The sequence below is a fragment of the Amphritea opalescens genome (assembly GCF_003957515.1).
Classification (GTDB): Bacteria; Pseudomonadota; Gammaproteobacteria; order Pseudomonadales; family Balneatricaceae; genus Amphritea; species Amphritea opalescens.
In genome coordinates this window covers 13,795-25,777 of sequence record NZ_RQXW01000004.1, presented here as the reverse complement: position 1 = coordinate 25,777, position 11,983 = coordinate 13,795, and the positions used below count along the sequence as shown (strand labels likewise).

General features: G+C 49.4%; 12 protein-coding genes. 11 read left to right on the top strand and 1 reads right to left on the bottom strand.

Features of this window, described 5'->3' with window-relative positions; translation table 11 throughout:
* Nucleotides 1–10: 10 nt before the first annotated feature.
* From mutL to EH243_RS05465, 9 genes are all read left to right on the top strand, one after another.
* On the top strand, nt 11–1,903 hold the full coding sequence (mutL, locus tag EH243_RS05505; RefSeq protein WP_126157651.1) for a DNA mismatch repair endonuclease MutL: 1,893 nt from the start codon (nt 11–13) through the stop codon (nt 1,901–1,903).
* A gap of 55 nt (nt 1,904–1,958) precedes the next feature.
* A complete protein-coding gene (miaA, locus tag EH243_RS05500) occupies nt 1,959–2,864 on the top strand; it encodes a tRNA (adenosine(37)-N6)-dimethylallyltransferase MiaA (protein WP_126157848.1) in 906 nt (301 codons plus the stop codon).
* Nucleotides 2,865–2,982: 118 nt separating this feature from the next.
* Complete coding sequence (hfq, locus tag EH243_RS05495) at nt 2,983–3,219, top strand: RNA chaperone Hfq (protein ID WP_091361235.1); 237 nt, start codon at nt 2,983–2,985, stop codon at nt 3,217–3,219.
* A gap of 8 nt (nt 3,220–3,227) precedes the next feature.
* Nucleotides 3,228–4,547, top strand: a complete 1,320-nt coding sequence (hflX, locus tag EH243_RS05490) for a ribosome rescue GTPase HflX (protein WP_126157650.1) — start codon at nt 3,228–3,230, stop codon at nt 4,545–4,547.
* Between the two features lie 55 nt (nt 4,548–4,602).
* Nucleotides 4,603–5,784, top strand: coding sequence for an FtsH protease activity modulator HflK (gene hflK / locus EH243_RS05485; protein WP_126157649.1), 1,182 nt, complete (start codon nt 4,603–4,605; stop codon nt 5,782–5,784).
* Nucleotides 5,784–6,665 carry a protease modulator HflC gene (gene hflC, locus EH243_RS05480; RefSeq protein WP_126157648.1) on the top strand — a complete coding sequence of 294 codons (882 nt, stop codon included), beginning with the start codon at nt 5,784–5,786 and terminating at the stop codon, nt 6,663–6,665. Before hflK ends, hflC begins: the two co-directional genes overlap by 1 nt.
* A 128-nt stretch (nt 6,666–6,793) precedes the next feature.
* Nucleotides 6,794–6,991: a DUF2065 domain-containing protein gene (locus EH243_RS05475; protein WP_126157647.1), complete on the top strand. Its 198-nt coding sequence runs from the start codon at nt 6,794–6,796 to the stop codon at nt 6,989–6,991.
* A gap of 23 nt (nt 6,992–7,014) precedes the next feature.
* Entirely contained in the window at nt 7,015–8,199 is a 1,185-nt protein-coding gene (locus tag EH243_RS05470) for an ATP phosphoribosyltransferase regulatory subunit (protein ID WP_126157646.1), read from the top strand.
* A 33-nt stretch (nt 8,200–8,232) separates the two neighbouring features.
* On the top strand, nt 8,233–9,528 hold the full coding sequence (locus EH243_RS05465; RefSeq protein ID WP_126157645.1) for an adenylosuccinate synthase: 1,296 nt from the start codon (nt 8,233–8,235) through the stop codon (nt 9,526–9,528).
* 136 nt (nt 9,529–9,664) lie between these two features.
* Here EH243_RS05465 and EH243_RS05460 read toward each other — a convergent pair whose 3' ends face one another.
* A complete protein-coding gene (locus EH243_RS05460) occupies nt 9,665–10,477 on the bottom strand; it encodes an inositol monophosphatase family protein (protein ID WP_241235000.1) in 813 nt (270 codons plus the stop codon).
* Nucleotides 10,478–10,606: 129 nt separating this feature from the next.
* Between EH243_RS05460 and EH243_RS05455 the strand changes: the two genes are divergently transcribed.
* Together EH243_RS05455 and iscR are read left to right on the top strand one after the other, a co-directional pair.
* The gene (locus tag EH243_RS05455; protein WP_126157644.1) at nt 10,607–11,341 is read left to right on the top strand and encodes an RNA methyltransferase; all 735 of its coding nucleotides are present in this window, start codon (nt 10,607–10,609) and stop codon (nt 11,339–11,341) included.
* Nucleotides 11,342–11,491: 150 nt separating this feature from the next.
* Nucleotides 11,492–11,977 carry a Fe-S cluster assembly transcriptional regulator IscR gene (gene iscR / locus EH243_RS05450; protein WP_126157643.1) on the top strand — a complete coding sequence of 162 codons (486 nt, stop codon included), beginning with the start codon at nt 11,492–11,494 and terminating at the stop codon, nt 11,975–11,977.
* Nucleotides 11,978–11,983 lie beyond the last annotated feature (6 nt).

Genomic DNA, 11,983 nt, shown 5'->3' with positions numbered 1-11,983 from the left:
AACCTGTGATATGTCCCGAATACACCTGCTGACCCCTCGGCTGGCGAACCAGATCGCCGCCGGAGAAGTGGTTGAACGACCCGCTTCTGTAGTTAAAGAGATCTTGGAGAACAGCTTAGATGCTGGGGCTAGCCGAATTGAGCTGGATATTGAGCAGGGCGGCGTAAAGCTGATTCGGCTACGAGATGATGGCCGAGGCATTGAGAAAGATGATCTAGCGTTGGCGCTTAGCCGTCATGCGACCAGTAAAATACTCAATTTAGATGATCTTGAGGCGGTTGAAAGCCTCGGTTTTCGGGGGGAAGCCCTCGCCTCCATCAGTTCGGTCTCTCGTCTAACATTGACCTCGCGGACGGCCGATCAGGATGCCGGTTGGCAGGTGCAAACCGAAGGGCGGGATATGACCGCTGAAGTGTCGCCGGCCGCCCACCCTCAGGGCTCCACCGTTGAAGTACGGGATCTGTTTTTTAATACCCCTGCGCGCCGTAAATTTCTCAAAACCGAAAAAACTGAATTTAAACACCTTGAAGAGGTGGTCAAACGACTGGCGCTGAGTCGGTTTGATGTGGGGTTTACGCTGCGTCACAACCAGAAAGTGATTCATCAATTACGTCCTGCGATCAGTGAGACCGAACAAGAGCGCCGTATATCGACGCTGTTGTCACCGGCTTTCATTGAAAATGCGATGAAGGTGGATGTGAGTGCTGAAGCCTCAGGACTTAGGTTATGGGGTTGGGTTGCGTTACCAACCTTTTCTCGAAGTCAGGCTGATCTGCAGTATTTCTTTGTTAATGGCCGGATTATTCGCGATAAAGTGGTGGCGCATGCATTACGGCAGGCCTATCAAGATGTGCTCTATCACGGGCGACATCCTGCGTATGTGCTGTATATGGAATTAGACCCTAAACTGGTGGATGTGAATGTACACCCCACTAAGCATGAAGTGCGTTTTCGTGAAACCCGATTGGTGCATGATTTTATTTTCCGCACGACTCATCGGGTGATTGCCGATATTCGCCCAGAGCAGGGCAGCGAACCCGCTATTTCGGGCGCGGCGGCTTCAACATTACTGAGTGCGGTGCCGGGCCAAGCGGCGAGTGGGCAGCATTTTGAGCAGAGCCGGATGCCGCTGCACCAATTGCAGGGGACTGCTACAGGTATGGCTGGGGCCGGTTTTGCGCCGTCCAGTCGTTATGTTGGGGATCGTCCGAGTGCGGGGCAGGTGAGAGATCAGATTGCTGGCTATGGCGCGCTACATCCACAGAACGGAGTGGTTGATACCGCTTTAGATGCGATGGCTGAAACCGATAGCAGTGAATGTCCCCCATTAGGGTATGCGATTGCACAGCTGCACGGTATTTTTGTGTTGGCGCAGAATGATGCGGGCTTGGTGGTTGTGGATATGCATGCAGCCCATGAGCGGGTGGTGTATGAACGTATGAAACTGGCCTATGAAGCGGAAGGCGTGCGTAGTCAGCCTTTGCTAGTGCCGGTGAGCATGGCAGTGAGTTCCATGGAAGCCGATTGTGCGGAAGAGCACGCCGAAGTGTTTTCTAAGTTGGGCATCGAAATTGCGCGCATGGGCGAGGAAACGATAGTCATCCGGCAGGTGCCTGTGGCATTGGCTAGCGCCGATATCAGCAAGCTTATTCTCGATGTATTAGGGGATATGGTGATCTTTGGTACCAGTCAAAAAATTCAAGAGCATACCAATGAGTTGCTGGCCACGATGGCATGTCATGGCTCTGTCAGAGCGAATCGACAACTGACTATTCCAGAGATGAATGCGTTGTTAAGGGATATGGAGCGCACCGAGCGTAGCGGTCAGTGTAACCATGGCCGGCCAACGTGGACGCAGATGTCGATGACGGATCTCGATAGCTTATTTATGCGGGGGCAGTAAATTGAGTTCCTCAGTCGATGAAAACCGTGAGAAGTTACCACCCGCTATTTTTTTAATGGGGCCGACCGCCTCAGGTAAGACCGATTTGGCGATGGCGTTATGCGATCGTTTGCCCTGTGACATCATCAGTGTCGATTCAGCGATGATCTATCGCGATATGAATATTGGCACCGCGACACCGGATGCGGCGTTTCTTTCTCGCTATCCGCACCGGTTGGTGGATATTCTTGATCCGGCAGAGAGTTACTCTGCGGCTGATTTTCGCGCCGATGCACTGGCTGAAATGGCGGCGATTCGCGGCGCTGGCAGAATACCTCTGCTGGTCGGTGGCACAATGATGTATTATCAAGCGTTGCTGAAAGGGCTGGCGGTACTGCCTCAGGCGAATCAATCGATTCGTGATCGTCTGGTGCAAGAAGCTGAGTTGCAGGGTTGGGAGTATTTACATCAGCGGTTGCAACGGGTTGATCCTCAAGCGGCTCAGAGAATTCATCCGAATGATCCCCAGCGTATGCAGCGGGCATTAGAGGTCTACGAATTAACCGGGCGTAGCATGACCGATCTGTGGCAGGAACAAGCGCAGCAGAAACTGCCCTATAATGTCACTCAGCTTTGTGTCATGCCCGAAGCGCGTAAAACATTACATGAGCGGATTGAGAAACGTTTTCAGGTAATGTTAGCGCAAGGGTTTGAAGCGGAAGTTCGTTCACTGTGGGATCGTGGTGACCTAAATCTGCAGATGCCATCGATGCGATGTGTCGGTTATCGGCAGATGTGGGAGTATTTCGAGGGGCAGTGGGATTACCCGACGATGGTCGAAAAAGGTGTCATCGCTACGCGACAATTAGCCAAACGACAGATAACTTGGCTGCGTAGTTGGGAGAATCTGCATTATTTTGAATCAGCAGACCCTAATTTAACCAATAATGCCTTGAAATTGTTGGATGGGATCATTATATAATGCAGTACAGAAAATAATTTTTGGGCTGTCCGGCTTTTTAGTGACAGCATATTGTATCGCGGGGCATGAATTATGCTTCAGTCGTGGTGCACCACTTACTCATAGGAAGGAGCTTCCAATGTCAAAAGGGCAATCGTTACAAGACCCTTATCTAAACGTACTACGTAAAGAACGGGTACCTGTTTCAATTTTTCTTGTAAACGGCATCAAACTTCAGGGACAGATTGAGTCCTTTGATCAGTTTGTGATTCTGCTGAAGAATACTGTCAGCCAGATGGTTTACAAGCACGCTATTTCTACTGTGGTTCCAGCCCGTCCGGTAAAACTACCGCAGGGTGATGAATCAACTGACTGAGGTTTTCATTGTTCTTTGAGCGCCCTAAGTCTGGCGAGTGCGCCATTCTTGTTCATATCGATATGGCTGATGAGGTGGACCGCGAAAGTCCAAAAGAGCTCGAAGAGCTCGCCCTATCCGCCGGTGCAGATCCGGTTGCGTTTTTAACCGGATCTCGCAGTCTCCCCAACCCCAAAACATTCATTGGCTCTGGAAAGGTAGAAGAGCTGAGAGATCTTGTGCACCTGCACGAAGCTGAGTTAGTGATTTTTAATCATGCGCTAAGCCCCGGTCAGGAACGTGAGATTGAGCGCGCTATCGAATGCCGTGTGCTCGATCGTACAGGATTGATTCTGGATATTTTTGCCCAGCGTGCCCGTACCCATGAAGGTAAACTTCAGGTGGAATTGGCTCAGTTGGAGCATATGTCGACGCGTCTGGTGCGCGGCTGGACCCACTTGGAACGACAGAAAGGTGGTATCGGCCTGCGTGGTCCGGGTGAAACCCAGTTAGAAACCGACCGACGTCTGCTGCGAGCCAGAATTAAAAGTATTCTCAAACGACTAGAAAAAGTGCGTAAGCAGCGCGAGCAGGGGCGTCGAGCCCGTAGTCGCTCAGAAGTACCGACGATCTCCTTGGTGGGTTATACCAATGCGGGTAAATCGACGCTGTTTAATCGTATCACTGACGCTGAGGTCTATGCGGCCGACCAGCTATTCGCTACTCTAGACCCAACCTTACGCAGGATCGACTTAGCCGATGTTGGGCCCGCGATTCTAGCGGATACCGTTGGTTTTATTCGGCACTTGCCGCATAAGCTTGTTGAAGCATTCCGTGCTACTCTGCAAGAAACAACAGAAGCAGAGTTGTTGTTGCACGTGATCGATGCTTATGATGAAGATCGGCAGTCGCATATGCATGAAGTGCATACCGTACTGAAAGAGATCGGCGCAGATGAAGTACTAACACTTGAGGTTTATAACAAAATCGATATGCTCGAGAGGGCTGAGGCCCGTATCGATCGTAATGATGAAGGTAAACCGATACGTGTCTGGCTATCCGCTGTATCTGGCGAAGGTATCGAGCTGTTATTTGAGGCGATCACTGAGTTGCTCGTCGATGATATTTTTCATCAGCAGCTAAGTTTGCGGCCGGAGGAAGGTGGGCTACGAGCTCAACTTTATGCTCAGGGGGCTGTGCTTAATGAGGTGGTTGATGAGCAGGGGATGATTGATCTGGAAGTTAGAATTCAGAAAAAAGATCTACTGCAATTATTAAGTCGTATGCACATTGCGCCGGAAAGATACCTTGGTGACAATGTCAACAAACCCGAGTGGTTGCATAGTTAGCGTATGCTGCTTACAATTTTTTTAATGGTTTCAAAGTTCAATAACGGAGTACAGTATGGCTTGGAATGAGCCTGGTGGTAACGGCAATAATCAGGACCCCTGGAATAACGGCGGTGATCGTCGTGGCGGTGGTAAAAAAGATCAGGGGCCACCTGATCTCGATGAAGCATTGCAAAAACTGCAGGAAAAACTGAACGGCATCTTTGGTAAAGGTGGCAATAAAGGCACAGGAGGCTCCGGTTCTAATGGGTCCTCTGCTGGTTTCTTGGCCGTAGTGGTTGTCGTCATACTCGTGGGTTGGGCTGCGATGGGTTTTTACACCGTCGATCAGCAGGAGCGTGGTGTTGTACTGCGACTAGGTAAATATCACGAAACCGTGATGCCTGGTCTGCAATGGAACCCGCCCATGATCGATGAAGTGATCACTACGAATGTGACGCGTGTAAGTGCTTATGAGCACCGCTCGCTGATGTTGACTGAAGATGAGAATATCGTTGATGTCAGCATGACCGTTCAATACGTTATCTCTGATCCGGTTAATTATGCCTTGAAGGTTCGTGATCCTAATGCCAGTTTGCGTAATGCTTCTGAATCGGCTTTGCGGCATACCGTTGGTTCATCTGAGATGAACTCAATTCTGACGGCTGGTCGTGAGGTATTAGGTAGCGATGTGAAACTGCGTTTGCAGGGTTTCATGGATGACTATCAGACCGGTTTGCGTATTACTCAGATCAACATTAAAGAAGCTAAGGCGCCGTCTCAGGTTCAGGATGCGTTTGATGATGTTATCAAAGCACGTGAAGATGAGCAGCGTTCGATCAACCAGTCCGAATCGTACCGTAATGGTATTGTCCCTGAAGCGCGAGGTATTGCTCAGCGTATGAAGGAAGAGGCAAATGGTTATCGTGAGCGAGTAGTGGCGCAGGCGAAAGGTGATGCTCAGCGTTTCACGTCATTGCTGACCGAATATCAGAAAGCGCCTGAGGTAACCCGCGAGCGTCTTTATCTTGATGCAATGGAAGAGGTGTTATCGAAAAACTCTAAGGTGCTGATTGATGTTGAGGGCGGTAATAATATGATGTATCTGCCGCTGGATAAGCTGGTAGAGAGTCGTCCTCGGACATCAACTGGATCGACAAGTGGACGGTTGAACAGCTCTGAATTACAGGATGTGACTGATCAGGTTATCGATCAATTACGTCAGCGTCAGCAAACGACTACACGGGAGGCACGCTAATGTCGGGTAAATCAATGACAGGATTGGTGATCGCACTCTTGCTGGTGGTGGTTGGCTTTAATACCCTGTATATCATTAAAGAAACAGATCGGGCGGTATTGCTGAAGTTTGGTGAGATTGTTGATCCGGATATCAAACCGGGTTTGCATATCATGATCCCAGTGATCAATAAGGTGCGTAAGTTTGATGGGCGTGTGCAGACATTGGATGCTCAGTCTCAGTCGTACCTGACCGTTGAAAAGAAACGTCTGATTGTTGATTCTTTCATTAAGTGGCGTATTGTTGATCCGCAAAAATACTACACCGCAACATCGGGTGATGAGTATAAAGCAGCCGAGTTGCTGTTTCCAAACGTGGATGCGGGCCTGCGAAACCAATTCGGTGAGCGTACTCTGAATGAGGTTGTTTCCGGTGAGCGTGATGAGTTGATGGTAGAGTTGGTTGATTCCTTAAGTGTTCAGACTAAGGATGAGCTGGGTATCGAGATGGTTGATATCCGCGTTAAGAAAATCGACTTGCCTCAGGAAGTATCTGCCTCTGTTTACGAGCGGATGCGGACAGAACGTGAACGGGAAGCGCGCGAATTGCGTTCTCGTGGTAAAGAACTTGCCGAAGGTATCCAGGCGGATGCCGATCGTCAAAAAGCGGTTATCGAAGCCAATGCTTATCGTGATGCTCAACAGGTCCGTGGTGAAGGTGATGCTTTAGCGGCTAAGGTATATGCGGATGCATATAACAAAGATGCTGAGTTTTACTCTTTCTACCGTAGCTTGAACGCTTATAAAGCGGCGTTTAATCAGCAGGGCGATATCATGGTGTTGAAACCGGATAGTGAGTTCTTCCGTTACTTAGGTAGCCCTACGGGGAAGGCGTCGGAATAGACCTTTCGTCGTATAAAAAATCCACGGAATAGGCTGCACTAAAGCGTCGGTTCCGTGGTAGAATTTATTAACCGGGTTAAGACCCGGTTTTTTTATGTGACGGCTGTGCCGTTGTGTCGAGGAGAGTTATGCATTCTGAACTCTGGCATCCGCTACTGATAGGTTTCTGTCTGATGCTGGTGATGGAAGGCATCGTTCCTTTTCTTTATCCACAACGTTGGCGCAACTTGGTACACCAATTAGCTTTGGTGAGTAACCGAGGGCTGCGCATAACAGGTTTTGTAAGTATGATGACCGGTGTCATCCTGCTTTATATATTCAACTGATCCACTGTATTTCGGAGAGTTACATGTCCTTGGCAGAACGCTGGTTGCTACCAGACGGCGTCAAAGAGGTGCTGCCGCCTCAGGCACAACAGGTTGAGACTGCGCGTCGTCGCTTGCTGGATCTTTATGATAGCTGGGGTTATGAGTTAGTCATGACGCCACTGATTGAGCACTTGAATTCACTTCTAGTGGGTGTCGGTCGAGATCTAGAGCTGAGTACGTTTAAAGTAACGGATCAGCTAACAGGTCGTATGATGGGCATTCGTGCAGATATTACCCAGCAAGTCGCCCGCATTGATGCGAACCATCTGAGTTATCAGGGGCCGGTTCGTCTTTGCTATTGCAGTACCGTATTGCATACCTTGCCAGCTAATCCGCTGGCGTCCCGAAACCCGCTACAAGTGGGTGCTGAACTATTTGGTCATTCCGGTGTTGCCAGTGATGTTGAGATTATCTCGCTGATGGTAGAAACGCTGAATGCGATGCAGGTCAATCAAGAGTTGAGTCTCGATCTAGGCCATGTCGGTATTTACAGTGGTTTAATGGGTGAGGCTGCCTTAAATGCCGATCAAGAAGCGGAATACTTTGAGTTGCTGCAGCGTAAAGACTTGCCTGAAATAGGGCGGTTTTTAGCCGAATCTGATCTGGATGAGCGCATGAAGCGTTATCTGGCGGTACTGCCGACATTGCATGGCGGACGGGAAGTATTGCAACAGGCTCGTGAGTGTTTTGCGGGTGTAGAACAAACGATTATTGAAGCGTTGGATTATCTGGATGCACTTGCAGAGCAGATCTCCCAGCGTTATCCGCAACTGGATCTGTATTTCGATCTGAGTGAGTTGCGGGGTTATAACTACCATACAGGCGTCGTGTTTGCTGCTTATGTTCCGGCATTTGGGCAAGCGGTGGCAAAAGGTGGCCGTTATGATGAAGTCGGGCGCGATTTTGGTCGTGCTCGTCCGGCAACCGGGTTTAGTGCAGACTTGAAAACACTTGTTGGGTTGGCGGCTACACCGTCTAAACCGGCACGTAAAGTTGTACGGGTACCGGCTGTTGAAGACTCTGCAGCGCTGGAAGTTGTGGCTAAGTTGAGAGCTCAGGGAGAGCGTGTTGTACAGTTGCTGGATAGTGCTGTTGTGGAAGATGCGCAGCAGTTTACTCACCAGTTAGTGCAGCAGGATGATACGTGGGTTCTCAAGAGCCTTTAATTATTAAGATAGACTAATCGCTAGAGACAACCAATGGGCAAAAACGTAGTTGTTTTAGGAACACAGTGGGGCGACGAAGGTAAAGGTAAAATCGTCGACCTGTTAACAGATCAGGCTACTGCCGTGGCACGCTTTCAGGGCGGTCATAACGCAGGTCATACGCTGGTTATTGACGGTGAGAAGACCGTTCTTCACCTGATTCCATCCGGTATCTTGCGTGAGAATGTGCTCTGCATGATCGGTAATGGTGTGGTGCTTTCTCCGGAAGCACTGCTAGAAGAGATAACCGAGCTGGAAGGGCGCGGCGTTCCTGTACGTGAGCGTTTGCGTCTGAGCCCTGCCTGTACGCTGATCCTGCCGTATCATGTTGCCCTTGATCAGGCGCGTGAACTGGCGCGTGGTGAAGCTAAAATCGGTACCACGGGTCGTGGTATTGGGCCGGCGTATGAAGACAAAGTCGCGCGTCGTGGTTTGCGTGTAGATGACCTGATGAATCCGGAACGTTTTGCGGTGAAACTCAAAGAGGTATTGGAATACCATAACTTTGTGTTGCAAAACTATTACAAGGTCGAGGCTGTCAGCTACGATAAAGTGCTGAAAGAAGCGCTGGAAATGGCTGAGATCATGCGTCCGATGGTGGCTGATGTTACCTCGATGCTGCATGAGTACCGTGAGCGTGGTGAAAATATCATGTTTGAAGGCGCTCAAGGATCGTTGCTCGATATTGATCATGGTACCTACCCTTACGTTACCTCATCTAATACAACCGCTGGCGGTACCTCTACAGGTAGTGGTTTTGGTCCATTGTATTTGGATTATGTGTTGGGTATCACTAAGGCATACACCACACGCGTTGGTTCAGGTCCTTTCCCGACTCAGTTGGATTGTGAAATCGGTGATCGTCTGGCAACTCGAGGTCATGAGTTTGGTGCAACAACGGGCCGTGCTCGTCGTTGTGGTTGGTTTGATGCGGTTGCGCTTAAGCATGCTATTCGGATTAACTCGGTATCCGGTATCTGTCTGACTAAGTTGGATGTGTTGGACGGTCTGGAAACGATCGAAATCTGTACCGCTTATAAAGATGCCCAGGGTAATCTTGTGAGCTCTTTGAGCGGCAGTGAAGATTATGAAGCGGTTGAGCCGGTTTATGAATCTATGCCTGGTTGGACGGAGTCCACCTTGGGTGCTAAAACACTGGATGAGTTGCCGGCTGCGGCAGTGGCTTATATTAAGCGCTTAGAAGAGCTGACCGGTGCGCCGATTGATATTATATCAACAGGCCCTGATCGACTTGAGACAATCGTTCTGCGTCATCCGTTTGATGCGTGATCGTTGTTAGTGGCTTAAGCCAATGCATGGCTTAAAAAAATCCCGGCTTTTGCCGGGATTTTTGTATCTGGTCTGTGCATCTAAAGGCGAAAAAAAACCGGGCTTGCCCGGTTTTATTGTGTCTAGCGGTAATGGCTTACTTTAGCGCGTCATTCAGGGCAGGGTGGATTACCTGAAGCAATGCTTTAAGCATTTTCGGGTTGCCTGCGACTAAGTTGCCGGAACTTAAGTAGTTGTTGTTGCCGGTGAAGTCAGACAATAAGCCGCCTGCTTCTTGGATCATGAGTGTGCCAGCTTCCATTTCAGAGCGTTTTAAACCGATTTGGAAGAAGCCGTCCAGTCGGCCTGCCGCTGTATAGGCTAGATTCAGAGCGGGTGATCCACCACTGTGAATACGGCCGTTTTCCAGTGAGATGTTCTTGAAGATCTGCTGGAAGCTGTCGAGCTGCTCTTTGTCGCTACTGCGACCAAAGAAACCGCTGCCAATCAGTGCGTTATCCAGTAGTTTGCGATTGCTAACACGCAGGCGTTTGCCGTTCAGCTGTACGCCTCTACCTCGGCTAGCGGTAAACTCTTCACCGGTGATTGGGTTGAGGATGATAGCGTGTTCCAGCTTTCCGCGTTGGTGGCAGGCAATGCTTAGAGCAAAGACGGGCAGCGCATTGGAAAAGTTCGAAATGCTGTCAATCGGATTGACTGACCAGATAACATCACAAACTCGATCTTCGGGCTTGTGTGTGCCGGTATATTCACAGTCGATCTGATGATCTGGATACGCCTTATGGATCGTATTAACGATAGTGCGTTCAGCTTGTTTGCAGGTGTCTTCGATATATTCGATAACACTTGATTGTTCTGATTTGATCAAATCAAGTCGTTCGATTGAACGGGAGATTTGTTCACCTGCGACACGTGCTCCGCGCAGGGCGATATTAACCATCGGTTGCATCTGTAAATACCAGTAAGGGAACCAAAACGCGCATTATACAAAACAGTTGCCATATAAAGAACAGTCCATGATTAATAGTTGCAAATTATCTGCTAAAATATGGGCCTTTTTTGTAATGGCGGGCTAAAGATGCTGGAAAATATCCGAATCGTACTGGTCAACACGACCCATCCGGGCAATATCGGTGGTGTGGCGCGGGCGATGAAAAATATGGGCTTGTCCGATCTTTGCCTGATTGAGCCGCGGCGTTTCCCACATGCAGATGCGAGTGCTCGTGCAGCGGGTGCTGACGATATACTGACAAATGCAACGGTGGTGGAGAGTCTTGAAGATGCTTTAGCCGATTGCCATTTGGTGGTGGGTACTAGTGCGCGTAGTCGTACGATTCCTTGGCCTCTGGTGAATCCTCGGGAGCTGGCAGCCATTGTGACGCCGCTACCCTCAACAACCCGTGTGGCTATCGTCTTTGGGCGCGAAGATCGCGGATTGACCAATGAGGAGCTACAACGCTGTCATCAGCATGTGCATATTCCCGTTAATGAGCAGTTTAGCTCGTTAAATCTGGCGGCGGCGGTTCAGGTGATCACCTATGAGATGCGCATGGCACAAGAGTGTGATGTTAGTGATGCCAAGCCGCGTTGGGGGACTGAGTGGGATGTGGATCTTGCTGACGGACGTGAGCTTGAAAGGTTGTTCGATCATTTTGAGGAGGCGCTAACGGAAATCGATTTTCTTGATCCCGATAAGCCTCGTAATCTGATGCCTAGGTTGCAAAGACTGCTTTTAAGAGCGGTGCCTGATAAAATAGAAGTGAATATATTGCGTGGGATGCTAACCGCAATACAGAAAGGCTGTCGGCGCTAACCTTTTGATAAGGTTTCTGTTTATTTTTCCTGTTGTGGGTCTTGTGAATAGTTGACTGTTTTACTGGGTTTAATAGTTGACCAAAATAGTTGGTTATTGCATAATGCAATCAGCTTCGTTGACGTGCGAAGAATGACGGAGAGATTGCAGATGCGATTAACGACAAAAGGCCGCTATGCGGTGACAGCTATGCTTGACCTGGCAATTCATGCCGGCAAAGGGCCTGTAAGTCTGGCCGATATATCAGAGCGGCAGGGCATTTCCCTGTCATATCTTGAACAGTTATTTGCTAAGTTGCGTCGCAACGAGTTGGTTCGCAGTGTGCGAGGGCCCGGCGGTGGTTACCAGTTAAATCGAGAGCAGCAAGGTATTAACGTTGCTCAGGTTATTGACGCGGTGAATGAGTCGGTTGATGCAACCGGTTGCGGTCATACGGGGAGTTGTCAAGACGGCAGCATCTGTTTGACACACCATTTATGGTGCGACCTGAGTAGCCAGATCCATGATTTTTTAAGCCAGATTACATTGGCTGACCTGATGGAAAGAAGTGATGTACGTACTGTTGCTAAGCGACAGGATCGAGAGCATTTATCTTCATTTGAGGATTCACTCATTTCCGCAAAAGTAACGGCCTGAAAGACG

Excerpts from the sequence above, each read along its gene's own strand:
- mutL (WP_126157651.1), top strand. The coding sequence starts at position 11 with ATGTCCCGAATACACCTGCTGACCCCTCGGCTGGCGAACCAGATCGCC.
- miaA (WP_126157848.1), top strand. The coding sequence starts at position 1,959 with ATGGGGCCGACCGCCTCAGGTAAGACCGATTTGGCGATGGCGTTATGC.
- hfq (WP_091361235.1), top strand. The coding sequence starts at position 2,983 with ATGTCAAAAGGGCAATCGTTACAAGACCCTTATCTAAACGTACTACGT.
- hflK (WP_126157649.1), top strand. The coding sequence starts at position 4,603 with ATGGCTTGGAATGAGCCTGGTGGTAACGGCAATAATCAGGACCCCTGG.
- hflC (WP_126157648.1), top strand. The coding sequence starts at position 5,784 with ATGTCGGGTAAATCAATGACAGGATTGGTGATCGCACTCTTGCTGGTG.
- EH243_RS05475 (WP_126157647.1), top strand. The coding sequence starts at position 6,794 with ATGCATTCTGAACTCTGGCATCCGCTACTGATAGGTTTCTGTCTGATG.
- EH243_RS05470 (WP_126157646.1), top strand. The coding sequence starts at position 7,015 with ATGTCCTTGGCAGAACGCTGGTTGCTACCAGACGGCGTCAAAGAGGTG.
- EH243_RS05465 (WP_126157645.1), top strand. The coding sequence starts at position 8,233 with ATGGGCAAAAACGTAGTTGTTTTAGGAACACAGTGGGGCGACGAAGGT.
- EH243_RS05460 (WP_241235000.1), bottom strand. The coding sequence starts at position 10,477 with ATGCAACCGATGGTTAATATCGCCCTGCGCGGAGCACGTGTCGCAGGT.
- EH243_RS05455 (WP_126157644.1), top strand. The coding sequence starts at position 10,607 with ATGCTGGAAAATATCCGAATCGTACTGGTCAACACGACCCATCCGGGC.
- iscR (WP_126157643.1), top strand. The coding sequence starts at position 11,492 with ATGCGATTAACGACAAAAGGCCGCTATGCGGTGACAGCTATGCTTGAC.